At 74.5% G+C, this 23,300-nt stretch carries 23 protein-coding genes; 15 read left to right on the forward strand and 8 right to left on the reverse strand.

The genetic code is table 11. The features are described from left to right. Window position 1 precedes the first annotated feature (1 nt). Window positions 2–2,422 carry a right-handed parallel beta-helix repeat-containing protein gene (locus ACQUSR_RS03685; protein WP_431041075.1) on the forward strand — a complete coding sequence of 807 codons (2,421 nt, stop codon included), beginning with the start codon at window positions 2–4 and terminating at the stop codon, window positions 2,420–2,422. On the opposite strand, the gene ACQUSR_RS03690 is transcribed toward ACQUSR_RS03685, so the two are convergent. Further along, window positions 2,392–4,821 (reverse strand): hypothetical protein, encoded by a 2,430-nt coding sequence (locus tag ACQUSR_RS03690; RefSeq protein WP_431041076.1) that lies wholly within the window; start codon window positions 4,819–4,821, stop codon window positions 2,392–2,394. The genes ACQUSR_RS03685 and ACQUSR_RS03690 overlap by 31 nt on opposite strands. 247 nt (window positions 4,822–5,068) lie before the next feature. Here ACQUSR_RS03690 and ACQUSR_RS03695 point away from each other — a divergent pair, with 247 nt between their 5' ends. The 3 genes from ACQUSR_RS03695 (at window position 5,069) to ACQUSR_RS03705 (ending at window position 6,879) form a co-directional block, all read left to right on the forward strand. Then, entirely contained in the window at window positions 5,069–5,917 is an 849-nt protein-coding gene (locus tag ACQUSR_RS03695) for a DeoR/GlpR family DNA-binding transcription regulator (RefSeq protein WP_431041077.1), read from the forward strand. Between the two features lie 90 nt (window positions 5,918–6,007). After that, a complete protein-coding gene (locus ACQUSR_RS03700; RefSeq protein WP_431041078.1) occupies window positions 6,008–6,352 on the forward strand; it encodes a hypothetical protein in 345 nt (114 codons plus the stop codon). Between the two features lie 44 nt (window positions 6,353–6,396). Next, a complete protein-coding gene (locus ACQUSR_RS03705; RefSeq protein WP_431041079.1) occupies window positions 6,397–6,879 on the forward strand; it encodes an SRPBCC family protein in 483 nt (160 codons plus the stop codon). A gap of 19 nt (window positions 6,880–6,898) precedes the next feature. Here ACQUSR_RS03705 and ACQUSR_RS03710 read toward each other — a convergent pair whose 3' ends face one another. Beyond that, the gene (locus tag ACQUSR_RS03710) at window positions 6,899–8,029 is read right to left on the reverse strand and encodes a PLP-dependent cysteine synthase family protein (protein WP_431041080.1); all 1,131 of its coding nucleotides are present in this window, start codon (window positions 8,027–8,029) and stop codon (window positions 6,899–6,901) included. A 162-nt stretch (window positions 8,030–8,191) separates the two neighbouring features. Between ACQUSR_RS03710 and ACQUSR_RS03715 the strand changes: the two genes are divergently transcribed. The 6 genes from ACQUSR_RS03715 to ACQUSR_RS03740 all read left to right on the forward strand — a co-directional run bounded on the left by ACQUSR_RS03715 (window position 8,192) and on the right by ACQUSR_RS03740 (window position 11,963). Then, a complete protein-coding gene (locus tag ACQUSR_RS03715; protein ID WP_431041081.1) occupies window positions 8,192–8,527 on the forward strand; it encodes a hypothetical protein in 336 nt (111 codons plus the stop codon). 188 nt (window positions 8,528–8,715) lie between these two features. After that, window positions 8,716–9,273, forward strand: a complete 558-nt coding sequence (locus ACQUSR_RS03720) for an ATP-binding protein (protein WP_431041082.1) — start codon at window positions 8,716–8,718, stop codon at window positions 9,271–9,273. Window positions 9,274–9,431: 158 nt separating this feature from the next. After that, window positions 9,432–10,022: a TetR/AcrR family transcriptional regulator gene (locus tag ACQUSR_RS03725; RefSeq protein ID WP_431041083.1), complete on the forward strand. Its 591-nt coding sequence runs from the start codon at window positions 9,432–9,434 to the stop codon at window positions 10,020–10,022. 14 nt (window positions 10,023–10,036) lie between these two features. Next, on the forward strand, window positions 10,037–10,435 hold the full coding sequence (locus ACQUSR_RS03730; protein ID WP_431041084.1) for a (R)-mandelonitrile lyase: 399 nt from the start codon (window positions 10,037–10,039) through the stop codon (window positions 10,433–10,435). Between the two features lie 20 nt (window positions 10,436–10,455). Beyond that, on the forward strand, window positions 10,456–11,040 hold the full coding sequence (locus ACQUSR_RS03735; RefSeq protein WP_431041085.1) for a DUF4865 family protein: 585 nt from the start codon (window positions 10,456–10,458) through the stop codon (window positions 11,038–11,040). Beyond that, a complete protein-coding gene (locus tag ACQUSR_RS03740; protein ID WP_431047355.1) occupies window positions 11,034–11,963 on the forward strand; it encodes a phosphotriesterase family protein in 930 nt (309 codons plus the stop codon). The genes ACQUSR_RS03735 and ACQUSR_RS03740 overlap by 7 nt, the downstream gene beginning before the upstream one ends. Before the next feature lie 24 nt (window positions 11,964–11,987). Here ACQUSR_RS03740 and ACQUSR_RS03745 read toward each other — a convergent pair whose 3' ends face one another. Then, on the reverse strand, window positions 11,988–12,395 hold the full coding sequence (locus ACQUSR_RS03745; RefSeq protein ID WP_431041086.1) for a PPOX class F420-dependent oxidoreductase: 408 nt from the start codon (window positions 12,393–12,395) through the stop codon (window positions 11,988–11,990). 75 nt (window positions 12,396–12,470) lie between these two features. Then, window positions 12,471–13,688, reverse strand: a complete 1,218-nt coding sequence (locus tag ACQUSR_RS03750; RefSeq protein WP_431041087.1) for an ROK family protein — start codon at window positions 13,686–13,688, stop codon at window positions 12,471–12,473. Between the two features lie 135 nt (window positions 13,689–13,823). Here ACQUSR_RS03750 and ACQUSR_RS03755 point away from each other — a divergent pair, with 135 nt between their 5' ends. Genes ACQUSR_RS03755 through ACQUSR_RS03770 form a run of 4 tightly spaced genes read left to right on the forward strand, consistent with a single transcriptional unit; the run spans window position 13,824 to window position 16,366 of the window. Continuing rightward, the gene (locus ACQUSR_RS03755) at window positions 13,824–14,609 is read left to right on the forward strand and encodes a maleylpyruvate isomerase family mycothiol-dependent enzyme (protein ID WP_431041088.1); all 786 of its coding nucleotides are present in this window, start codon (window positions 13,824–13,826) and stop codon (window positions 14,607–14,609) included. Window positions 14,610–14,631: 22 nt separating this feature from the next. Then, entirely contained in the window at window positions 14,632–15,144 is a 513-nt protein-coding gene (locus ACQUSR_RS03760; RefSeq protein WP_431041089.1) for a DUF4442 domain-containing protein, read from the forward strand. A gap of 3 nt (window positions 15,145–15,147) precedes the next feature. Further along, a complete protein-coding gene (locus ACQUSR_RS03765; RefSeq protein ID WP_431041090.1) occupies window positions 15,148–15,429 on the forward strand; it encodes a DUF6332 family protein in 282 nt (93 codons plus the stop codon). 37 nt (window positions 15,430–15,466) lie between these two features. Then, on the forward strand, window positions 15,467–16,366 hold the full coding sequence (locus ACQUSR_RS03770; protein WP_431041091.1) for a DUF2797 domain-containing protein: 900 nt from the start codon (window positions 15,467–15,469) through the stop codon (window positions 16,364–16,366). A 40-nt stretch (window positions 16,367–16,406) separates the two neighbouring features. On the opposite strand, the gene ACQUSR_RS03775 is transcribed toward ACQUSR_RS03770, so the two are convergent. From ACQUSR_RS03775 to ACQUSR_RS03785, 3 genes are all read right to left on the reverse strand, one after another. Beyond that, window positions 16,407–17,072, reverse strand: a complete 666-nt coding sequence (locus ACQUSR_RS03775) for a response regulator (RefSeq protein WP_431041092.1) — start codon at window positions 17,070–17,072, stop codon at window positions 16,407–16,409. Continuing rightward, a complete protein-coding gene (locus ACQUSR_RS03780) occupies window positions 17,069–18,412 on the reverse strand; it encodes a sensor histidine kinase (protein WP_431041093.1) in 1,344 nt (447 codons plus the stop codon). The genes ACQUSR_RS03775 and ACQUSR_RS03780 overlap by 4 nt, the downstream gene beginning before the upstream one ends. Before the next feature lie 310 nt (window positions 18,413–18,722). Further along, the gene (locus tag ACQUSR_RS03785) at window positions 18,723–19,928 is read right to left on the reverse strand and encodes a geranylgeranyl reductase family protein (protein WP_431041094.1); all 1,206 of its coding nucleotides are present in this window, start codon (window positions 19,926–19,928) and stop codon (window positions 18,723–18,725) included. Window positions 19,929–20,095: 167 nt separating this feature from the next. Between ACQUSR_RS03785 and ACQUSR_RS03790 the strand changes: the two genes are divergently transcribed. Further along, a complete protein-coding gene (locus tag ACQUSR_RS03790; protein ID WP_431041095.1) occupies window positions 20,096–21,466 on the forward strand; it encodes a dipeptidase in 1,371 nt (456 codons plus the stop codon). Between the two features lie 760 nt (window positions 21,467–22,226). On the opposite strand, the gene ACQUSR_RS03795 is transcribed toward ACQUSR_RS03790, so the two are convergent. Further along, window positions 22,227–23,261 (reverse strand): NUDIX hydrolase, encoded by a 1,035-nt coding sequence (locus tag ACQUSR_RS03795; protein ID WP_431041096.1) that lies wholly within the window; start codon window positions 23,259–23,261, stop codon window positions 22,227–22,229. Between the last annotated feature and the right edge of the window lie 39 nt (window positions 23,262–23,300).

The raw sequence follows: 23,300 nt of genomic DNA on the forward strand, positions 1-23,300 counted from the left end.
CATGGCACAGGGCTCGGTCGTCCAGGTGACGCACACCGGAACGTCGCGCTGGCGGCGCCGCACAGGAGAGTACGCCTCCCTCGCCGCGGCGCTGGAGGCCGCCGGGGAGGGGGACGTGCTGTCGATCGCTCCGGGTACGTACCGCGAGAACCTGGTGATCGGCCGGGCGGTGACGCTGCGCGGCCCGGAGGGCGCCCGCGGCGCGGTGCGGATCGCCCCGGTCGACGGGGTGGCGCTGACCATCCGCGCCTCCGCGACCGTGCGGGATCTGCACATCGAGGGGCAGGACGCGGCCTCGCCCGCGCTGCTGGTCGAGGAGGGGGCGCCGGAGATCAGCGATGTGCGGGTGGCCACCCGCTCGGCGGTGGGCATCGAGGTGCGCGGCGGCGCCCGGCCGACGGTGCGCCGCACCACCGTCGACAACCCGGCCGGGGTGGGCGTGAGCGTCCTGGACGGCGCGGGCGGGGTGTTCGAGGAGTGCGAGGTGGTGGCCGCCGGGCAGTCCGGGGTCGCGGTGCGCGGCGGCGGCCGCCCGCGGCTGGAGCGCTGCAAGGTCCACCACACCTCCGGGGCCGGTCTCGCGGTCACCGGTGAGGGCAGCACGCTGGAGGCGGTCGGCTGCGAGGTGTACGAGATCCGGGGCGCGGGTGTGGCGGTCTCGGCGCGCGCCGCAGGACACCTGACGGACTGCCAGGTGCACCGCACCGCCTCCGACGGGGTCAGCCTCGACACCGACGCCGTCCTCACGCTCGCCGACTGCGACATCCACGACATCCCGGAGAACGCGGTGGACCTGCGGTCGCGTTCGGTACTGACGCTCACCCGCTCCACGGTCCGCCGGTTCGGGCGCAACGGCCTGTCGGTGTGGGACCCGGGCACGCGGGTGGACGCCAACCAGTGCGCGATACATGACAGCACCGGCGACTATCCGGCGGTGTGGGTGAGCGACGGCGCGACGGCCGTGCTCGACGCCTGCCGGGTGCGTGACGTGCCGGACGCCCTGTTCGTCCTGGACCGCGGATCGCGTGCCGACGTGGTGGACAGCGACATCTCCCAGGTGCGCAACACGGCGGTGTCGGTGAGCGACGGGGCGACGGCCCAGTTGGACGACTGCCGGATCCGGGAGGCCGCGACCGGCGCGTGGTTCCGGGACCACGGCAGCGGCGGCACGCTGGCGGGCTGCACCATCGACGGGACGGCGACCGGGGTGATCGTCACCAAGGGCGCCGACCCGACGGTGGAGCGGACCACGGTCAGCTCCCCCACCGAGGCCGGGTTCTACGTCTCCGCCGAGGGCCGGGGCACGTTCCACGACTGCCGGGTGACGGGCAGCGGCGGCTACGGCTTCCACATCATCGACGGCTGCCGTACGACGCTGACCCGCTGCCGTACCGAGCGCTGTGCCCGCGGCGGCTACGAGTTCGCCGAGCCCGGGCCGGTCAGCGAGGACTGCACCAGCGACGAGAGCGCGACGCCGGATCCCGGGGCGCCGGTCCCGGCCACCGCGACGCAGTCGGCCCCGGCGACCGCCGGGCTGCTGGGCGGCATCCCGGCGCCGCGGTCCGCCCCGACCGCCCAGGCATCCGAGCCTTCGGCACCCGCGGCCCCGGCCCGGGAGTCCAAGGAGGTGCTCGCGGCGCTGGACGCGCTGGTCGGACTGGAGAGCGTCAAGCGCGAGGTGCGGGCGCTGACCGACATGATCGAGGTGGGCCGCAGGCGGCAGCGGGCCGGGCTGAAGGCCGCGTCGGTCCGCCGCCATCTGGTCTTCACCGGCTCCCCGGGCACCGGCAAGACCACGGTGGCGCGCCTGTACGGCGAGATCCTGGCCGCCCTCGGGGTGCTGGAGCGCGGCCACCTGGTGGAGGTCTCCCGGGTCGACCTGGTGGGCGAGCACATCGGCTCCACCGCGATCCGCACCCAGGAGGCGTTCGAGCGGGCGCGCGGCGGGGTGCTGTTCATCGACGAGGCGTACGCCCTCTCCCCGGAGGACGCGGGCCGGGACTTCGGCCGGGAGGCCATCGACACGCTGGTGAAGCTGATGGAGGACCACCGTGAGGCGGTCGTCGTCATCGTCGCCGGATACACCGCGGAGATGGAGCGGTTCCTGACCGTCAACCCCGGTGTGGCGTCGCGTTTCTCCCGCACCATCACCTTCGGCGACTACACCCCAGAGGAGCTGCTGCGGATCGTGGAGCAGCAGGCGGAGGAGCAGGAGTACCGGATCGGGGAGGGCGCGGCGGAGGCGCTGCTGGAGTACTTCACGGCGGTGCCCAAGGGGCCGGCGTTCGGCAACGGACGCACCGCCCGGCAGACCTTCGAGGGGATGGTCGAGCGGCACGCGGGCCGGGTCGCCCAGCTGGCCGACCCGAGCACCGACGAACTGACCCTGCTCTACCCGGAGGACCTGCCGGCGCTCCCCTGAGCGGGGACCTGGCGCCCGGCCTCGTCCGGCAGCCGGGCCAGCAGTCCGGCCCGCTCCTCCTCGAAGACCGGGTCGGCCTGGTAGTCGCTGTGCCCCAGGATGGCGGCGGGCAGCGGGTGTTCGGGGGTACGGCCGTAGGCGAGCGGGTCCTTCAGGGCTCCGCGGTCCACCTCGGCCCCGGCCTCGTCGGGCAGCCGGATCGGGCCGCCGATGGGGTCGGTGTACCGCCACAGGTTGCGCCAGCAGCGCACCTCGCCGTGCAGGGCGAGCAGCGGGCCGGGGCCGAAGTAGGCGGGGAACCAGCGCCCGTACAGCCGCTCCAGAGGGGAGCCGTAGGTGAGCAGGGCGACCTGGCGGCGGGTCTTGCGGTCCAGCTGCCAGACGGCCGCCGCCGCCAGCACGCTGCCCTGGGAGTGGCCGGAGATGACCAGCCTGCCGCCGGTGCGCTGGGTCCAGGTCCGCATCCGCCAGGTGAGGTCGGGGACGGCCCGCTCGGCGTAGCAGGGCGGTGCGAAGGGGTGCGCGGCGCGCGGCCAGAACGTGCCGACGTCCCACAAGATGCCGATGGTGCGGCGGGCCGACGGGTTGCGGTAGGCGCGCCGCCCCCAGGCGACGAAGGTCAGGAACGCCAGCCCCACCAGCCAGGAGCCGAGCGCCTGCGCGGTCTGCGCGGCGCCGTCGAGCACCGCGTTGGTGCCGTCGCAGGCCCGGCCGGGGACCTCGTCGGTGGCCCAGGCGGCGGCGACGGAGCCCGCGCCGAGCACCAGCGCGAACAGGGCGAGGGGGCCGACCATGGCGGGCGCTTCGTCGGTGATTCCGGCGCGGGCGATGGTCCCGGCGATCCGGCGGGTGCGGACGCCGTCGGGCCGCTCCCCCGGGTAGCCGTCCGGCACGGTGCGGATCAGCCGGCCGCGCACCCGCCACATGCGGAAGGTGAAGACGGTGGTCTGGAGCAGCAGCAGGAGCAGCAGTACCGGGACGGCCGCGGCCTGCCAGGACAGGACGACCGGCGGGCCCGGCATCGGCGCCTCCCCCGTGCCGGGCACCGCCGAGCCGTCCAGCCAGTCGGCCACCCGCTGGGTGACGCCCCCGGTCAGCAGCGCGCCCAGGGCACAGGCGAACATGGCCACGGCCGCACCGCCGAGCCCGTACAGCGGGGTACGCGGGGTGGGGGTGGCGCGGTGCAGCAGCAGCGCGCACACCGCGATGCCGGTCACCAGGGCACCCTGGACGAGGACGATGAGGCCGAAGGTCTGGTCGCCGGGCAGCTGCCGACCGGCCGAGGTCCAGTCCGGCCGGGACCAGCCCGCGTACAGCAGCGACAGCGCGAGGACGGCCAGCGCGGCGCCCGGCAGCGCGGTGACGGTGACCCGGTCGAGGTGCTCGTCCAGCCTGTTCTCGCTGCGGCCGCGGCTGCACACCACGTAGACCACGACCAGCGCGCCGGCGGCCAGCAGCGCGGCCAGCACCCAGCTGAAGAGGTCCAGAGCCGCGCTGCCGCCCGGTGCGTGGTCGTAGCGGGCGGCGGGCGTGGCGGCGGCGACCGCGACGGTGAGGAAGCCCGCGGCGGTGTGGGCGGCGCGCAGCCGGGCGACGAGCCGGCGGCCGTACCAGAAGCCGGGCAGCCGAAGCGCCGGGCGGTCGCCGGACTCCGGGTCGGTCTCCTCGGCGGGGAGCCCGAGCGGCGGCTGCGACTCGTAGGCGGTCCAGGTGCGGTTGGACAGGTACCACAGCAGCCCGGTCAGCGCGAGGGGCAGCAGGGCGGCGAGGGCGAGCCGGCGGCCGGGCTGGCTCCACCAGCCGTCGTGCCCGGCGGACATGAAGCCGAGCCAGGGCCGGTCCTGGGCGCACGAGCCGGTGCCGGCGCACTGCCAGGCGATCAGGTCCAGGGCCACCTCGCAGGCCGCGGCGATCAGCACCACGGTCAGGCTGAGCCCGACGAGCCGGACGAGGACGCCGTAGGCGCGTACGGTCCGGTTGCGGCGGGGAGCGGGCGGCCGCATCCAGTGGGCGAGGTTGGCGACCATGAAGGGCAGCAGGAGCAGCCACAGGGCGCGGGCGCCGTTGCCGGAGGTGAGGTTGGACCAGCAGTACGCCTCACGGACCGGCTCGCGGCGGTAGTCGCCGGGGCGCTCCTCGGCGTCGCCGTCCTCGATCCTGCGGTGGACACCCGCGGTCCCGTCGCCGGTGACCCGGAGGGTGCGCGGGTCGGTCAGCATCTCCTGAGGAGTCGCGCCGCCGACTCCGTGGACCAGCAGCTCCAGCTCCAGCCGCGGCCGCTGCCCGTCCTGCTCCCGCTCCGGCCCGTTGTCCGGCCGCGTGCCCGGACTCCTGTCCGGATCCCCTGCCGGCTCCCCTCGGTCTCGCGCCGTGCCGTTGTCCCGCGTTCTCGTCGCCACCGTCGCCCCCGATCCCGGTGTTCGTGCTCGTCGCGCGCGTGCCGCACGGTGCCGGCCGCCGCGCCCGCCGGCGCCCCCCTTGAGACATCCCCCTGAAGCATCCCCGCCTCGCGGCCCGGCCGTGGCGCGACACGGGCGGGTGAACCGAAATCGTAACCCTGTGCGCTCACCCGGCCGCCTGTCACCGGCGCGTGGGAAGATGAGCGCACCTGGGCGGGTGGCTGATCGGAAGCAAGGTGGGAACACCGTGAGTGACAACCAGAACCTCCTCGCGGAGCAGCGGCGTGCTCTGATCCTCGACGAGGTCAGGCGGCGCGGCGGGGTGCGGGTCAACGAACTCACGCGCAAGCTGAACGTGTCGGACATGACGGTCCGTCGCGATCTGGACGCCCTCGCCCGGCTGGGTGTCGTGGAGAAGGTGCACGGCGGCGCGGTGCCGGTGGCGGAGGCGAGCACCTACGAGCCCGGGTTCGAGGCGAAGTCGGCGCTGGAGCTGAGCGCGAAGGAGGACATCGCGCGGGCGGCGGCGGCGATGGCGGCGCCCGGCAGCGCGATCGCCCTGGCGGGCGGGACGACCGCGTACGCGCTGGCCCAGCGGCTGGTGGAGGTGCCGGACCTGACGGTCGTGACGAACTCGGTCCGGGTCGCCGACGTGTTCTACGCGGCACAGCGGTCCGCCGCGGGCGGCGGCGCGGGCACGGCGCGCCCGGGGGCGGCGACGGTGGTGCTGACGGGCGGGGTGCGGACGCCGTCGGACACCCTGGTGGGTCCGGTGGCGGACGCGGCGATCCGTTCTCTGCACTTCGATGTGCTGTTCCTCGGGGTGCACGGGATATCGGTCGAGGCGGGGCTGTCGACGCCGAACCTGGCGGAGGCGGAGACCAATCGCCATTTCGTGCGGTCCGCACGGCGGGTCGTGGTGGTGGCGGACCACACCAAGTGGGGCACGGTGGGCCTGAGTTCGTTCGCCTCACTGGACCAGGTGGACGCGCTGGTGACGGACGCGGGCCTGCCCGCGCGGGAGCGGGCGGAGATCGCGGAGCACCTGTCGGAGTTGATCGTGGCGGGCGAGCGGTCGGACGACGGGCAGCCATAGCGGGCGCCGAGAGCGTTTCGCCGGTCGGGACAGCTGCCCGAACGGACGAACCGGGGCGAACCCTCTGGCGCTCTGCGTCGTTCACCTGGCATGCCAACACGTGAGATCGCAAGCTTTGTGGCCGTCACCGCGGCGGCAGCGGGTGTGGCGCTCGGCGTCGCACCCGTCGCCGGCGCGACCGCAATGTCCGACGGCCCCCCGAACGTGTCGTTCGAGAACAACTGTTCCGTCACCAACCACGGCGGAGGCAGCGGCGGTGACTCCACCAACCTGCCCAAGCACCTCCTCCCCCTTCCGCGTCACGGATCCGTCGGCGACGACCACATCGCCACGCCGCTCAACGGCAGGATCAACCACTGCGGGGACTCGTTCCTCACCCAGAGCCCGAGGGAGCTCGCCAAGTGGGGCATCAACCTGGCGCCGCTGACCCGGTAGGCAGCCCCCTGCGGACTTGACGGCGTGTCAGCTATGGTGCGGCCATGACACGCCGCCTGCGCACCGTCGGGCTCGGCTTCCTCGGGGCCGCGCCATTACGGCTGGTCTTCCATGCCGAGGTCGCGGCCGCCCCCGACGCCGTCTTCGACCAACTGCGAACCACCGCGGACTGGCCGCGGTGGTTCGCCGCCGTCACCGAGGCACGCCCGGTGGACGGCGGGCGGGGCCGGGAGGTCCAGCTGCGGGGCGGCACCCGGTTCACCGAGACGATCCTGGCGGCCGAGCCCGCCGAGCGGTACGCCTACCGGGTGGACGCGACCAACGCCCCCGGGCTGCGGGCCCTGCTGGAGGAGTGGCGGCTGACGCCGTCGGGCAACGGCGCCGGCACCCGGGTCCGGTACACCCTCGCGGTGGACGCCCCGGCGCCGCTTCGGTGGGCGATGACGCTGGGCCGGGCGGGCGTCGGGCGCGCGTTCCGGCGCGCGATGCGGGCCCTGGACCGCCGCGTGGCGTCCGCCGGACGCTAGCGCGCGCCGCGCGACGCGGTCAGCCCGCCCACTTCCCCGTCATCAGGAAGCCGTCGATCGCCGCCGCGTACGGCGTGATGTCCAGCCCCTGCTCCGCCAGCCAGGCATCGGAGTAGTACTTGTCCAGGTAGCGGTCGCCCGGGTCGCACAGCAGCGTGACCACGCTGCCGGTACGCTCCTGAGCCACCATCTCGGCGACGATCCGCAGCGCGCTCCACAGCCCCGTGCCGGTCGAGCCGCCCGCCTTGCGGCCGATGGCGCCCTCCAGCGCGCGCACCGCCGCGACGCTCGCCGCGTCCGGCACCTTCATCATCCGGTCGATCGCACCGGGTATGAAGCTCGGCTCCATGCGCGGCCGGCCGATGCCCTCGATCCGCGAGCCGCTGTCACTGGTCGCGTCCGGGTCGTCGTTCACCCAGCCGTCGAAGAAGCAGGAGTTCTCGGGGTCCGCGACGCAGACGCGGGTGTCGTACTGCATGTAGTGGACGTAGCGGGCGATCGTCGCGGAGGTGCCACCGGTGCCCGCGGTCGCCACGACCCACGCCGGCTCGGGGAACCGCTCCAGCCGCAGCTGCTGGTAGATCGACTCGGCGATGTTGTTGTTGCCCCGCCAGTCGGTGGCCCGCTCGGCGTAGGTGAACTGGTCGACGTAGTGGCCGCCCGTCTCCGCCGCGAGCGCCGCGGACACCTCGTACATCCGCCGGGGGTCGTCCACGAAGTGGCAGCGGCCACCGTGGAACTCGATCAGGCGGCACTTCTCGCGGCTGGTGGTGCGCGGCATCACGGCGATGAACGGCACCCCGACCAGCTTGGCGAAGTACGCCTCGGAGACCGCGGTGGAGCCGCTGGACGCCTCGATGACGGGCTTGCCCGGCCTGATCCACCCGTTGCACAGCCCGTACAGGAACAGCGAGCGGGCCAGCCGGTGCTTGAGGCTGCCGGTGGGGTGGGTGGACTCGTCCTTCAGATACAGGTCGATGCCCCACTGCTCCGGCAGCGGAAACCGCAGCAGGTGGGTGTCGGCCGAGCGATTGGCGTCGGCCTGGACCTTTCGGACGGCTTCTTTCAGCCAGTCCCGGTACGCGGTGTCGCTCCGGTCCACGTCGATGGTGTCCATGATCGCCTGCTGTGTGCTGCCCACGCCGTTCATACCGCTTCCCTGTACTCGCGTTCCGACCTGGCTGAAAACAGTCGGATCATCTCGATCATATGTGGGTACTGGTGTCCAGTCGCTGTCACGGGCAGACTGCGCAACAGGGACAATGGGAGAGCGGGCGCGAGCCCGCTGGGGAGTTTCGGGGAGGCGGTCCACGTGGCGGAAACCGAGTTCGATGCCCGAGGAGTGCGGATCGAGAAGAATCTGCGCTCCGTCACGCGTGCCGGACAGGTCCTGATCAAGGACGGCAGGCTGGAGCTGCTCACCAGCAACGGCCGGGAGATCGACAGCGCCCCGGTGCAGTCGGTTCGGGCCGGCAGGCCGTGGTTCACCGACGGGGACCAGGCGCGGGCCACGGTCAACGGTACGCGCTATCGCCTCACCCTCGCGGAGCAGGACGCGGCGGCCCCCGCCGCACCCTCGGAGAGGGGCGCCGCCAGCCGGTTCCTGGACGCGATCCGCAGCGCACGCGGCCGCACCGGGAAGGACTGAGCACCTTCGAGTTGCGCATCTGAGCGGGTGGGCCGACGCTTGACGCGTATCAGCATTACTGAGGGTTAACCGGCGGTGACGCTGAGAACCGGCCCTCCGGTCGTGCACGGCCGCCCGCGCGGCCGCGCACGTTCATCGCCCGCATCTGAATCAGGCTAGCCCTAACTCTTCTTCAGGGAGTCGCAGCCGTGATCAGTCTTCCTAGCAGGCATTGCACGGTGGAGTTGCAGGCTCTGCCGGCACGGATCGGCCAGGTCCGCAGAATCGTCTCGGCGCAGCTGCGCTACTGGCACATCGACGCACTCATCGACCCCGCGGCGCTCTGCGTCACCGAGTTGCTGACCAATGTCCACCGGCACGCGGAGCCGGACAAGCAGTGCACGGTGGAGATCGTCCTCATGCTGGACCGGCTCACGGTCTCGGTACGCGACCGGGACCCGCGGCTGCCACGGGTGTGCGAGGCGGATCCGGTGAGCACCCATGGTCGCGGGCTGACCATGGTGGCCGCCGTCAGCGAGAGCTGGGGCATGCACGCCGGGGACGACGGCAGCGGGAAGGTCGTGTGGTTCACGCTCGCCGCGCCGCGGGCCCTCAATGCCGGCACGTCCCCGTTCACGGCACACGGCGCGGGGCGCGCGACCGCCGCCGAGCGCCGCGCGGCCGCCCCACCCGACCGCAGGGGCAGCACACGCCCGGTGACCGCCGCACGCGAACGCACGGCGGTCAGGTCGACCGTCTCGGGCTGACGGAATCCGAAGGGCGCCATCGGCCGGGCCGGAACGTGACCGCCCGTCACCCAGCCGGAGGCGCCCGGCCTTCCGCCCGTTCATACGCCGCCGCCTCTGCCCGCGCGGCCGAACTCCGCGTCCCACTCGTCCCGCGGTGGCCTTCTGTACCTACTAGTATGTACAGTGTCCTCATGAGTACTCCGGAACGCCTGATCGAGAGCACCCGGGACCTGCTGTGGGAGCGGGGCTACGTCGGCACCAGCCCCAAGGCGATCCAGCAGCGCGCCGGCGCCGGGCAGGGCAGCATGTACCACCACTTCGCGGGCAAGTCCGAGCTGGCGCTGGCCGCGATCCGGCGCACCGCCGAGCAGATGCGCGCCGCCGCGGAGGCGTCGTTCGGCGCGCCCGGCGAGGGGGCGTACGCCCGTATCCGCGGCTATCTGCTGCGCGAGCGCGACGTGCTGCGCGGCTGCCCGGTGGGCCGGCTGACGATGGACCCGGAGGTCATCGCCGACCCGGAGCTGCGGCAGCCGGTGGAGGAGACGCTGGACTGGCTGCGCGGGCGGCTCGCCGGGATCGTCGCCGAAGGGCGGGACAGCGGCGAGTTCGCCGCCGGACTCGACCCGCGGCAGACCGCCGCGACGATCGTGGCGACCGTGCAGGGCGGCTATGTGCTGGCCCGCGCCTCGGGCACGACAGAGCCCTTCGACCACGCGGTGCGCGGGCTGCTCGCCCTGCTCGCCGCCCACACTTCCGACGAGCGGTAGAGGGCGTCCCCATCATGGACATCACCAGGAACCGTCCCGAGAGCGTGCGCGGCCCCGCCGAGCACTTCACCGGCACCGTGTGGCTCGACCAGATCGCCGCCCCGGCCGCGCCCTCCCGGCTGCGGATGTTCAGCGTCCACTTCGCCCCCGGCGCCCGCACCGCCTGGCACAGCCACCCGCACGGGCAGGTCCTGCACGTCACCGAGGGCCAGGGCCTCGTGCAACGCGAGGGCGGCCCGGTCGAGGAGATCCGGGCCGGGGACACGGTGTGGATCGAGCCGGGCGAAAAGCACTGGCACGGCGCCGCGCCACGCACCTTCATGACCCATCTCGCCGCCGTGGAAGCCGCCGAGGACGGCACGACCGTCGACTGGGCCGAGCTCGTCGACGACACCGTCCACCCGGCCGCATGACCGCCGACAGGAGCAGCCCCATGCATGCCATGCAGTACCGGATCACCCTGCCCGCCGACTACGACATGGAGATCATCCGCCGCCGGGTGGCGACGCGGGGCCATCTGCTGGACGACTTCCCCGGGCTCGGCCTGAAGGCGTACGGCATCCGCGAGCGGGGGGTCGACGGCTCGCCGGTGAACGCCTACGCGCCGTTCTATCTGTGGGCCTCCACCGAGGCCATGAACCGCTTCCTGTGGGGCGCCGGATTCCGCGGCGTCGTCGAGGACTTCGGCCGTCCCACCGTCGAGCACTGGCAGGGGCTCGCCTTCGAGCGCGGCCCCGCCGCGGACCGCGCGCCGCGCACCGCCACCCGCCGCGCCGAGCCGGTCCCGCCCGGCGCCGACCCGGCCACCGCCGTGGAGCGGGCGCTGGCGGAGACCCGCGAACGCGCCCGCGTGGAGGGGGTTCACTCGACGGCTCTGGCGATCGACCCCCGCCACTGGGAGCTGCTGCACTTCACCCTCTGGCGGGACGGCGCGCCCCCGGCGGCGGGCGACCGCTTCCAGGTGCTGCACCTGTCCGCCCCGCGTCTCGACGCGCTGCCGGCGGGACGGCACTGGTGAGCGCCGCCGCCATCCGCACCGTCCTCGGTGACATCCCGCCCGGCGAGTTCGGCGTCTGCGACGCCCATGACCACCTGTTCCTCCGCAGCCCGCTGCTCCCGGGGCAGGAACTGGACGACGCGGCGGCGGCCGACGCCGAGCTGCGCGCGTTCCGCGGACTGGGCGGCGGGTCCGTCGTGCAGTGGACGCCCTACGGCATGGGGCGTGGCGCCGGCTCCCTCGCCGGGCTGTCCCGTGCCACCGGCGTCCACGTCGTGGCGGCCACCGGGTTGCACCAGGCGGCGAACTACCCGCCGCGGCTGCTCGACGGCGTACGGGACCGGCTCGCGGACCTGTTCACCGAGGAGCTGACGCGGGGCATCGGCGGGGACGGGCCCCGGGCCGGCCTGATCAAGGTGGCGGGCGGCTTCCACGGCCTCGACGGGCACGCCCGGCACACGATGACGGCCGCCGCGCGGGCCCACCACCGCACGGGGGCGCCCATCGGGGTGCACCTGGAGCTGGGTACGGGCGCTTGGGACGTGCTCGACCTGCTGTGCGGGGAGTTGGCGGTGCCGCCGGGGCGGGTGCTGCTGGGGCATCTGAACCGTTCGCCGGACCTGGCCGTCCATCGGCAGCTCGCCGAGGCGGGCGCGTACCTGGCCTTCGACGGGCCGTCACGCGCCCACCACGCCACGGACTGGCGGCTGCCGGAGGTCCTGGCCGCGCTCGCGGACGCCGGGTACGCGGACCGGCTGCTGCTGGGCGGCGACACCACGACCGCCGCGGCCCGGGCGGCGAGCGGCGGCGGCCCCGGCATGCCGTACCTCCTGCGACGGCTGCGCCCGCGGCTCGCCGCCGGACTGGGCGAGGAACTGATGGAGCGGATCCTCGTCGGCAACCCGGCCCGCGCGTTCGCTGTCCAGTGGCCGGAGGGCGACTGACGAGCCGCGTACGGCCGGATGGGCTCAGGCGGCGGGCCGCTCGGCTGGCCGGAAGGTGACGGCGATGCCGGCATGGCGGAGCCGGCCCCGGAACAGCAGCTTGTGGGCGTGGTCCACCATCCGGAAGCGCCACCGGTACTTGCGGGCCATCGCCGCGTGCACCCGGGCCACGTCGGCCGGGTCCGCCAGCACCCGCGCGGTCGCGGGCACCGCCACCGCCCCGCGCACGACCCGGCCGCGCAGGCCGCACGGGGTGACGGTGACCCGGGGGTCCTTGTGCAGCCGTCTGATCTTCCAGCTGTCCTCCCCTGTCCAGACGAGCAGGGTGTCGTCGGCCGCCACGGCCCAGACCGGGGTCGGAACGGGGGTGCCGTCGCGGCGGTAGGTGACCAGGCTGACGTACGCGCTGCGGGCGATCTCGTGGGGGATCATCCCGGCAGCCTGGCCCACGATCCGCGAGCATCGGTCGAGCACCGCACGACAGGCCGCGGCCGGTTCCCCGGCCCCTCAGACCACCGCGCCCAGTGCCTCAAGCGGGTCGTCGAGGACCGGCTGCCAGGCCAGCTCGGCCGCGCCCACCAGGCTGTTGTGGTCGAGGGTGCAGGGCAGGATCGGGACGCCGCCGCTGCGTCCCCACAGGCTGCGGTCGGCCACGACCGCCCGCAGCCGCTCCGGGGCGGCCGCCAGCAGCTCGCGGTGCAGGCCGCCCAGGATGATGCGGTCCGGGTTGAGGATGTTGACCAGCCCGGCGAGCCCCAGCCCGAGCCGGTCGATGAGCTGGTGTGCCGCCGCGCGTACGGACGGGTCCGCGTCCGGGTACGCCTCGCGCAGCAGCGTGCGGGACTGCTGGAGCAGCGACTCCTCCGGGCCCGGTTCACGGCCGGCCGCGGTGAGGAAGGCCAGTGGGTCGGTCTCGATGTCCAGGCAGCCGCGGCTGCCGCAATGGCAGGGCGCTCCCTCGGGGTTGACGGTCAGATGGCCCACCTCCAGCGCGAGGCCCGCGCTCCCGGTGTGCAGCCGCCCGTCGAGGACCAGCGCGCCGCCGACACCGCGGTGGCCGGTGGCGACGCACAGCAGGTGCTGGGCGCCGCGCCCCGCACCGTGCCGGTGCTCGGCGAGGGCGGCGAGGTTGACGTCGTTTCCCGCGAACGCGGGCTGCGGGAGCCCGGCGGCGTCGAGGCTGCGGCGGAACAGCTCGCGGACGGGCGCGCCCGCGGGCCAGGCCACGTGCAGCGGGTTGAGCGCGGTGCCCTCCGGCTGGGCGACCGCGGACGGCACGGCCAGCCCCGCGCCCACGCAGCGATGGCCGGTCTCGCGGAGCAGCCCGGCGCCCGCCGCGACGACGGCGTCGAGGACCTGCGCGGGGTCGGCGGAGACCGTCATGCAGCCGGGCGCGGTGGCCACGATCCGGCCGCCGAGTCCGACCAGCGCGGCGCGGAAGCCGTCCGCGTGCACCTGCGCGGCGAGGGCGACCGGGCCGCGCGGGGCGATGGCCAGCCGGTGCGAGGGGCGGCCCTGGCCGCCGGCCGCGCCGCCGGGGCGCGCGTCCACCTGGATGAGGCCGAGCGCCTCCAGTTCGGCGGCGACGGCGCCGGCGGTAGCGCGGGTCACGCCGAGTTCCGCGGTGAGCACGGCGCGGGTGGGCGCGCGGCCGGTGTGTACGAGCTCCAGCGCCGGGCCGAGGGCGCCGCGGCCCCGCTCCAGCTTTGTCCGTGTCTGGGTCACGTCCCCATTCTCACTTTGTGACGACGTGGAACAAAATACGGGCGGCGCCTGTCGCCCGCTCGCGCGCCGCGTGGGGTTCGGCCGGCCGGGGCACGGTCGCGGGCCCCGGGGCGGCAGGCTGGCAGACTCCCGCCCATGAAGACCGACGAGTTCATCGAAGTGCTGGAACACGAGGGCCAGTTGCTGGGCGAGGCCGCTCAGATGGCGGGGACGGGCGCCCCGGTACCCTCCTGCCCCGAGTGGCGGGTCAGGGACCTGGTCGCGCACACCGGCGTGGTGCACCGTTTCGCCGCCCGGTTCGTGGCCGAGGGCCTGCCCGCGCGCGTACCACCGCCCGAGGAGCCCGCGTTGGACGGCGACGCGCTCCTGGACTGGTACCAGGAGGGCCACCGCGCGCTGGTACGGACCCTCGAGGACGCCCCGCCCGACATCGACTGCTTCGCCTTCCTGCCCGCCCCCTCGCCACTCGCCTTCTGGGCCCGCCGGCAGGCCCACGAGACCGCCGTCCACCGGGTGGACGCCGAGACCGCGGCGGGCGCGGACCTCTCGCCCTTCGACGCCGGCTTCGCGGCCGACGGCATCGACGAGCTGCTCGCCGGCTTCCACTCCCGGCCCCGCAGCCGGGTGCGGACCGAGGTGCCGTACACCCTGCGGGTGCGGACCACCGACACCTCGGACGTGTGGACCGTCCGCCTGACCGACGACGTGCCCCGCACGGTACGGGACGAGACCGGTACGGCCGACTGCGAACTGCGCGGCGCGGCCGCCGATCTGTACCTCGCCCTGTGGAACCGGCCGCCGCGCGGCACCGTCGCCACGACCGGCGACGAGGCGGTGGCCCGGCTGTGGCGCGAGACCTCGGCGATCACCTTCGGGCAGGGCCCGCACCCGCGGGATCAAGCCAAGGCTACCGACGGGTAACAAACCGTGTTAGCGTCCTGCCATGTCGCGTAGAACGCTGTCGCCGCAGACCCTGCGCCGCGGTATGAACCTGTGGCCGCCCTTCCTCTTCTCCGGCGTACGGGTGGTCCACATGGCCGAGGACTGGAGCAGTGCGCGCGTCCGGTTGCGGATGCACCGCTTCAACCGCAACTACGTGGGCACCCACTTCGGCGGTTCGCTCTTCGCGATGGGCGACCCCTTCTGGATGCTGCTGGCCATGAACAGCCTCGGCCGGGACTACATCGTCTGGGACAAGGCGGGCGAGATCGACTTCGTCGCGCCGGGCCGCGGCGACGTGTTCGCCGACTTCACGCTCACCGAGGAGCGGCTGCGGGAGATCCGCGAGGCGACCGCCGACGGCGGCAAGGCTCTGCCCTGGTTCGAGAACGAGGTGGTCGCCGCCGACGGTACGGTGGTGGCACGCGTGCGCAAGCAGCTGTACGTGCGCCGCAAACCGGCGAAGGAGAACGGGACCGCGCGGCGGGGCGGCCCCGTGCAGCACACGAAGGGCTGACGTATGGGGGCGGGGACCCGTGACCAGGCCGCGCGCGACGCGGTGACCGTGGAGATCGGATTCGCCGTCGCCACCGGGTTGTTGCTGGCGGGCGCCCTGTTCCTCGCCGCCGCCTCCCCTGCGCTGTTCGGAGTGCTGGACCGTGCCTGGGAAGGCGCCTGGTTGCGGGGCGCCGGGCTCGTCGCCGGCGCCGGTTTCGCCGTGCGCGTGGTCGGCGTCCTGCGGCGGTTCGGAGCAACGCGGCAGGTGGCCGGTGACGGGCACGCGGTGAGCGGACGCCCGTGACGCGATCGATGGCGATGACCGCGGTGGTCGGACGGCGATGACCCCGGCGGCCGAATGGCGGTGCGCCGGGCTGCGCTGGGACCGCTCCGGGCCCGCCCTGGTCTGGCGGCACGGCACACGCGGCGAGCGCACCTCCCCGCTGCCTGCGGGGCGCCCGCTGGCGTTCACCACCGGGGCGCGGCGCGAGTGCGCCGGGGTGACCCGGGGCGCGCGGCACACGCGGTGCCCCGTGGCCGCGGAGGTGTCCGCCTCCGCCGTCTCCGCGCAGTGCCCGGACTGTGCGCGGCTGGACCGCTCGTACTCCGTCGCGGCCGACACCCGCGCCGACGACCCGCGCCCTTACGACGTCTATCTCGCCTGGTTCGCCCCCGGCCTGATCAAGGTGGGCATCACGGCGGCCGAGCGTGAGGGCGCCCGGCTGCTGGAGCAGGCCGCGCTCTCCTTCACGCTCCTGGGCCGCGGACCGCTGATGGCCGCGCGGCGGGCAGAGGCCGTGCTGGGTGCGGGGCTCGGCGTGCCGGACAGGTTCCCGTACGCGGCCAAGCGCGCCGCGCGGCGGGATCCTTTGGAGCGGGAGGCGCGCGCCGCCGAACTGGCCGCGCTGTACGGCATGGCGCGGGCGCTGCCCGGGCTGCCTGAGTCGTTGGCCGCGGCGCCGTTCGCCCCGGTGCACCACGACGCGGCCTTCCACCTCGACCGGGTGCGTGGCGCGGCCCCGGCCCACGGGGTGCTCGCGCTCGCCGCGGGCCGCACCGTGGCGGGCGAGGTCGAGGCGGTGGCCGGGCCGGATGTGTATCTGCGCGCGGCGGACGGACGGGGGCTCCTGCTGGACGTACGGCAGCTCGCGGGCTGGGCGCTGGAGGCGGCCGAGCCGGGCGCCGTGACGACCGCTCAGGTGAGGTCTGCGACGGCGCCCGAAGCGGAGGCGCTGTTCTGAGGCGCGCCGCTGCCAGGGGGCCGCTCCGAGCGCCCCGCCGTCAGCCGAGCCAGCCGGGGCGGACCAGGCCCGACTCGTAAGCGAGGACGACCAGTTGGGCGCGGTCGCGGGCGCCCAGTTTGACCATGGTGCGGCTGACGTGGGTCTTGGCGGTGAGCGGGCTGACGACGAGGCGGCGGGCGATCTCCTCGTTGGACAGCCCGATGCCGACCAGCGCCATCACCTCCCGTTCCCGCTCGGTCAGTTCCGCCAGCCGCGCGTCCGCCGCGGGCTCCTTGGAGCGGGCGGCGAACTCGGCGATCAGGGTACGGGTGACGCCCGGCGAGAGGAGCGCGTCGCCCTCGACCACCGCCCGCACCGCGCGCAGCAGTTCGTCCGGCTCCGTGTCCTTGACCAGGAAGCCGGAGGCGCCGGAGCGGATCGCCTCGAAGACGTACTCGTCGAGTTCGAAGGTGGTGAGCATGACCACTCTGACTCCGGACAGCTCCGGGTCCCCGGTGATCCGGCGGGTCGCGGCGAGCCCGTCGAGCAGCGGCATGCGGATGTCCATGAGGACCACGTCGGGGTGGAGCTCGGCGACCTGCGCGACCGCCTGCTCGCCGTCGGCGGCCTCACCGACCACCTCGATGTCGGGCTGGGCGTCGAGCAGGGCGCGGAATCCGGCGCGGACCAGGACCTGGTCGTCGGCGAGGGTGACGCGGATCAAGACCTCTCCTTCCCGGGGGCGGGCTCGGTGGCGCGTTGCGGTGTGGTCTCAGGGGCGGGGCTCGCCGTCTCGTCGGCGTCGGCGCCGACCGGCAGGCGGGCGCGGACCCGGAACCCGCCGTCGGGGCGGGGGCCCGCGGCCACCGAGCCGCCCAGGGCCGCGGCCCGCTCACGCATGCCGATCAGGCCGTTGCCGCCGCCGGTGATGCCGCCGTCGCCGGTGGCGGGGCCGTCGTCGTCGACGGTCACCTCCAGCGCGTGGGGCGCGTAGTGCAGCAGCACGCGCGCGGTGCGTGATCCGGAGTGCCGCACGATGTTGGTCAGCGCCTCCTGCACGATCCGGAAGGCGGCCAGGTCGGCGCCGGGCGGCAGCGGGGCCCGCGGGCCTTCGGCGGTGACGGCCACCGTCAGTCCGGCGTCCGCCGCCTGTGCGGTCAGCTCCGGCAGCCGGTCCAGGCCCGGCGCGGGCGCGCGCGGCGCGGCACCGGGCGCGCGCAGGGTGTCCAGCACCTGGCGGACCTCGCCGAGCGCCTCCTTGCTGGCGGCCTTGATCGTGGTCAGGGCGGTACGGGCCTGCTCGGGGTCCTGTTCGAGGAGGGCGAGGCCCACGCCCGCCTGGATGTTGATCACGGAGATGCTGTGGGCGAGCACGTCGTGCAGTTCGCGGGCGATCCGCAGCCGCTCCTCGTCGGCCCGGCGGCGCTCGGCCGCCGCCCGCTCCGCGCGTTCGCGGGCCCATTGCTCGCGGCGGGCGGCGGCGAGTTCGGAGGCGGCGAGCACCGCCGTGACATAGGCGGCGACCGCCAGTTCCTGCCCCCACCCGGCCGCGTCGTCGCCACCCGGCGGCAGCCACCGGTACAGCCAGTGGGTGATCAGCAGATGGCCCGCCCACAGCATGCCGAGCGCGGCCCAGGCAGCGTGGCGGCGGCCCGCCACGACCGCCGCGTACGAGGCGACGACGACGCTGACCAGGATCGGTCCGTACGGATAGCCCGCGCCGAGGTAGAGCAGGGTCGCCACGGCGACGCCGTGGACGGTCAGCGCCGGACGGCGGTGACGCAGGACCAGCAGGGCGGGGGTGAGGACGAGCAGCGTGAGGGCGAACGGGTCCAGGTCCGCGCGCTCGGGCTGGTTCCGCGCGGCGAAGCCCGTACCGACGAGCGTGAAGAGCAGCAGCAGGAGTGTGGACCGCCAGGGCAGCGGGAGCGGGCCGTCCGCGCCGGAGCCGGCGCCGTCCGGTGCGCCGCGCCCCGGGGCCAGGGCGCGCGGACACGGCCCGGGGGGCAGCCACCGCCCCGGTCGGCCGCCGCGCCACCGCGCCCGTCCCTCGCCCACACTCATACGGCCACGCTAGACCGCGCGGGCGCGCGGCGGCGTCCGCCGAGTGCGGTGGTCGCGCGTACTCCACGGGGAGTAGCCGCTCCAGGCGCATCCGCGGCGCTGGGGCTGGGAGGGCGGCGGCTGCTTCGACGGGGTGGCGGCGAGGCCGCCGCGGCACGAACTGCGGCGCGTCGCCCCGCGCCCCCGTGTACCGCGTCGGACGTCTGGCGCCCGTACGTCATGTGAGGACGGGCCCGTCGCCTCGCGAGGAACGGGGCAACGGAACCGCGGCCCGGGCAGGGCCCGGGCCGCCGGACGCGTGCCGTCGCGGCTAGCCGCGGTCCATCACCGTCAGCGCCCGCCGCGCCGTCGGATGCGTACGGACGATCTCCGCCAGGCTCGTCGTGCCCCGCGTGATCTTCGTGAACGCCCGCCACGCCGGCCGGAACCCCGTGACGGCGGCGTGGAACACCCCCGGACGGCGGGAGAACGCCGTGTGCAGCCGCCGTCCGACGCCCATCTCGACCCCCAGCCCCGCCTTGATCGCGAAGGCGTAGTTCAGGGCCTGGCGGCGGGCGTCGACCGCGTCGTTCGCCTCGGCGATCCGGACCGCCCACTCCCCCGCGAGCCGCCCCGAGCGCAGCGCGAAGGAGATGCCCTCACGTGTCCATGGCTCCAGCAGGCCCGCGGCGTCGCCGCAGACCAGCACCCGGCCACGGGACAGCGGCGAGTCGTCGGAACGGCACCGGGTCAGATGCCCGGAGGAGATGGTCGGCTCGAACCCGGCGAGGCCCAGCCGGGCGATGAAGTCCTCCAGATAGCGCTTGGTACCCGCGCCCTCGCCCCGTGCCGAGATCACTCCGACCGTCAGCGTGTCGCCCTTGGGGAAGACCCAGCCGTAACTGCCGGGCATCGGGCCCCAGTCGAGGAGCACGCGGCCCGCCCAGTCCTCCGCGACCGTCGGCGGAACCGGGATCTCCGCCTCCAGACCGAGATCCACCTGGGCGAGTTTGACCCCGACATGCGCTCCTATGCGGCTCGCACTGCCGTCCGCGCCGACCACCGCGCGCGCCAGCACCGTCTCGCCGTCGGCCAGCACCACGGCGACCGTCCGCCGGTCGGGCACGGACGGGCCGTGCTGCTCAACCCGTGAGACGGCGGCGCCGGTTCGGATCTCGGCGCCCGCGTCCCTGGCCGCCGCCACCAGCCCGGCGTCGAACTCGGGGCGGTTGATGAGCCCGAACAGCGGCTGCTTGGAGCGGCGGGTACGGGTCAGCTTGCCGTTCAGCGAGAACGTCACCGCGTGCACCCGGTCCCGCAGCGGCAGCTCGAAGCCCGGCGGCAGCGCCTCGCGGGAGGGGCCGATGATGCCGCCCCCGCACGTCTTGTACCGAGGCAGTTCGGCCTTCTCCACCAGCAGCACCCGGCGTCCCGCGCAGGCGGCCGCGTATGCCGCGGAGGCACCCGCGGGGCCTCCTCCGACTACGACGACGTCCCACACCGAACCCTTGCCCTGGGCTGCGTTGTCGCTGCTCACGTGTGCTTCCGCTCCCACTCGACTGACCTCGGACCCGTCGCTTCCGGCTCTTTCCGCATCCTACGGCGCGAGGGGTCCGACGCTCACTGTGGGATGATCGACGGCACACAAGTCGTACATACGTGCCCAACAATGTGCCCAACGCCGTGCACCCGAGGAGCGTTCCCATGGATCTCGCCGCGTCCGTCGCCGCACTCATACCGCGGGCCAAGAGCGAACTGACCGAATTCGTGGCCTTCCGCTCGGTCGCGGACCCTGCCCGGTTCCCCGTGAGCGAGTGCGAGGGCGCCGCGCGCTGGGCCGCGGACGCGCTGCGCGCGGAGGGGTTCCAGGACGTCGAGCTGCTCGACACCCCGGACGGCACCCAGTCCGTCTACGGCTTCCTGCCCGGTCCGGCCGGCGCCCCGACGGTGCTGCTCTACGCCCACTACGACGTACAGCCGCCGCTGGACGAGGACGCGTGGCTGTCCCCGCCGTTCGAGCTGACCGAGCGCGACGGCCGCTGGTACGGGCGCGGCACCGCCGACTGCAAGGGCGGCCTGATCATGCACCTGATCGCGCTGCGGGCGCTCAAGGAGCACGGCGGGGTACCGGTCGCCGTCAAGGTGATCGTGGAGGGCTCGGAGGAGCAGGGCACCGGCGGTCTGGAGCGGTACGCCGAGGCCCACCCGGAGTTGCTGACCTCGGACGCCATCGTCATCGGCGACTCCGGGAACTTCCGGGTCGGGCTGCCGACCGTGACCGCGACGCTGCGCGGCATGACGATGCTGCGGATCCAGGTGGACACCCTGGAAGGCAATCTGCACTCCGGGCAGTTCGGCGGCGCCGCACCGGACGCGCTCGCCGCGCTGATCCGCATCCTGGACTCGCTGCGCGCCGAGGATGGCTCCACCACCGTCGACGGCCTGGTGTCGGCCACATCCTGGGAGGGCCTCCAGTACGGCGAGGACGACTTCCGCGGGGACGCGAAGGTGCTGGACGGGGTCGAGTTGATCGGCTCCGGTACGGTCGCCGACCGCATCTGGGCGCGCCCCGCCGTGACCGTGATCGGCATCGACTGCCCGACGGTCGCCGACGCCACCCCGTCCGTCCAGGCGAGCGCGCGGGCTCTGGTGAGCCTGCGCGTGCCGCCGGGCACGGACGCGGCCGAGGCCACCAAGCTGCTGACGGCCCATCTGCACAACGCGGCCCCGTGGGGCGCGCGGGTGGCCGTCGAGCAGGTCGGCCAGGGGCAGCCGTTCCGAGCGGACACCGGCAGCCCCGCGTACACCGCGATGGGCGAGGCCATGCGCGAGGCGTACGACGGCCAGGAGATGGCCATCGCCGGACAGGGCGGCTCCATCCCGCTGTGCAACACGCTGGGCGCGCTGTACCCGGAGGCGGAGATCCTGCTGATCGGCCTGAGCGAGCCGGAGGCGCAGATCCACGCGCCCAACGAGAGCGTGTCGCCGCGGGAACTGGAGCGGCTGTCGCTGACGGAGGCGCTGTTCCTGCGCAAGTACGCGATGGCGCAGGCGGCCAGGAAGCACCAGGGCTGAACGGAGCGCCTCCCGGCTGGGGGCCGTGACACGGGGTACCTACGCCGTGGGGTGCGCCTCCCGGCGGGGGCCGTGGGGTGCGTACCGCGCGCGCCGGGTGGCGGGGTCGGGGTGCGCCTGCCGCCGGCGGCGGGGGTTGCCTCCTGCGTCGTTGCGGGGTGCGCCTGCGCCGGTGGCGGGGTCGGGTCCCTCCGGGGCTCCCCCAGCGCGGCCGCTGGGAGGTGCCCCCACTCGGACGGCGACCCTACTGGTCCACCGCGGGGTGGGCCGGTACTTGGTTCACCGTCCTGCGGGGAGTGCCCCTGCACGCCCCTCCCGCCTCGTACGCGACCGCCCGCCGGTGGCACCATCCCGCCCGGGATACGCGCATGGCGTCGGCCTGCCGAAGTACAGGCGAGGGGTTACGGGGGGCGGCGTACGCGGCCGACACCGGCCCGGACCGGGTACGTGGTCGGCATCGGCCCCCGCCGGCGGTCAGGCGCCGGACCGGCGGGAGGGGCCGTGCAGGGGCGCTCCCCGCAGAAGGTGAAGCAATCACCGGCCCACCCCTCGGCGGACCAGTAGGCTCGCCGTACGAGGAGACGCCCCGGAGGGGCACCGACCCCGCCACCGGCACAGCGCGCCCCGCTACCGGCCGGTGGACGCCCACGTACCCGCACCGCCCCTTGCCGGGAGGCGCCCCCGCCACCAGCCAGTAGACGCCCACGTACCCCACAGCCGACCGCAGGAAGGCGAACCCGAGACCGCCAGAGGGAACCGCTCAGCCCACCGGCGTGCCCGCCTCCAGGTTGATCGGGCGGCCCCGTTCCCGCGCCCGCAGTGCCCACGTCAGCCGGTGGAGCCGTTCCGGCGGCAGCAGCCCGGCCGCCTCGTGCTCGGTGACGAAGCGCCAGCCGCGCAGTTCCTCACCGGGCAGAGTCACCTGCCGCGCCGCCTCCGGGTCCAGCCGGCCGCCGTCGAACAGCAGCCGCAGGCCGCCGTGGCCAGGCGGCCGGGGCGGCTCCCAGTCGAGGACCAGCAGCCGCAGCGGCCCGTCGAGCCGTACCGCCAACTCCTCGGCCACCTCGCGGATCCCGGCGCGGGTCGGTGGTTCCCCGCTCTCCACGACCCCGCCGGGGAACTCCCAGCCGGGTTTGTACGTCGGGTCCACCAGCAGCACCCGGTCCCGCTCGTCGAAGAGCAGGACCCCGGCCGCCACGGTCGCGGACCCCGGCTCCGGGGTCTGGACGATGTCGCAGGTGCCCGCCCCGCGGCGGAGCGCGTCCGCGACCCGCTCCGCGGTCCGCGCGGGCGTGAGCCCGGTGGTGTCGACGACATGGGCGTCGGCACCCAGCCACGCCAGCGCGCTTCGGTACGGCGCGAGATGGTCCCGGCACCAGCGGCGCACCGATTCACTCGCCTCGGGGTCGCCGGGCACCTCCTCACGCTGGTCTATCCGTTCGCGAAGGATCGTTTCGTCGGGACGGAGCAGGACATGGCGGACCGGTATCCGGCGGGAGGCGAAGCCTCCGAAGATCTCATCCCGGTAGTCCTGCCTCAGCAGGGTCATGGGAGCCACGAGCGGGCCACCCGTCTCGGCGTACAGCGCCGCCCCGGTCTCCACCACCAACCGCCGCCAGGACGGCAGATCCTGATAGTCAGTCACCTCCGCCAGCCGCTTGTGCGGCAGCATCACGCGCAGGCCCGCTCCGACCAGCTCCGGGTCGTACAGCGTGCTGCCGGGGAGCAGATCCACCAGAGCGCGGGCCGCAGTGGTCTTGCCCGCACCGAACGCGCCGTTCAGCCAGACGATCACGGTTTTCCCCCTTTTGTCGCCACCCGAGAATTGCCCGCA

It is taken from the genome of Streptomyces sp. P1-3 (assembly GCF_050613155.1).
Lineage (GTDB): Bacteria > Actinomycetota > Actinomycetes > Streptomycetales > Streptomycetaceae > Streptomyces.

Excerpts from the sequence above, each read along its gene's own strand:
- ACQUSR_RS03685 (WP_431041075.1), top strand. The coding sequence starts at position 2 with ATGGCACAGGGCTCGGTCGTCCAGGTGACGCACACCGGAACGTCGCGC.
- ACQUSR_RS03700 (WP_431041078.1), top strand. The coding sequence starts at position 6,008 with ATGCCAACACGTGAGATCGCAAGCTTTGTGGCCGTCACCGCGGCGGCA.
- ACQUSR_RS03705 (WP_431041079.1), top strand. The coding sequence starts at position 6,397 with ATGACACGCCGCCTGCGCACCGTCGGGCTCGGCTTCCTCGGGGCCGCG.
- ACQUSR_RS03710 (WP_431041080.1), bottom strand. The coding sequence starts at position 8,029 with ATGAACGGCGTGGGCAGCACACAGCAGGCGATCATGGACACCATCGAC.
- ACQUSR_RS03725 (WP_431041083.1), top strand. The coding sequence starts at position 9,432 with ATGTACAGTGTCCTCATGAGTACTCCGGAACGCCTGATCGAGAGCACC.
- ACQUSR_RS03730 (WP_431041084.1), top strand. The coding sequence starts at position 10,037 with ATGGACATCACCAGGAACCGTCCCGAGAGCGTGCGCGGCCCCGCCGAG.
- ACQUSR_RS03735 (WP_431041085.1), top strand. The coding sequence starts at position 10,456 with ATGCATGCCATGCAGTACCGGATCACCCTGCCCGCCGACTACGACATG.
- ACQUSR_RS03745 (WP_431041086.1), bottom strand. The coding sequence starts at position 12,395 with ATGATCCCCCACGAGATCGCCCGCAGCGCGTACGTCAGCCTGGTCACC.
- ACQUSR_RS03755 (WP_431041088.1), top strand. The coding sequence starts at position 13,824 with ATGAAGACCGACGAGTTCATCGAAGTGCTGGAACACGAGGGCCAGTTG.
- ACQUSR_RS03760 (WP_431041089.1), top strand. The coding sequence starts at position 14,632 with ATGTCGCGTAGAACGCTGTCGCCGCAGACCCTGCGCCGCGGTATGAAC.
- ACQUSR_RS03765 (WP_431041090.1), top strand. The coding sequence starts at position 15,148 with ATGGGGGCGGGGACCCGTGACCAGGCCGCGCGCGACGCGGTGACCGTG.
- ACQUSR_RS03770 (WP_431041091.1), top strand. The coding sequence starts at position 15,467 with ATGACCCCGGCGGCCGAATGGCGGTGCGCCGGGCTGCGCTGGGACCGC.
- ACQUSR_RS03780 (WP_431041093.1), bottom strand. The coding sequence starts at position 18,412 with ATGAGTGTGGGCGAGGGACGGGCGCGGTGGCGCGGCGGCCGACCGGGG.
- ACQUSR_RS03790 (WP_431041095.1), top strand. The coding sequence starts at position 20,096 with ATGGATCTCGCCGCGTCCGTCGCCGCACTCATACCGCGGGCCAAGAGC.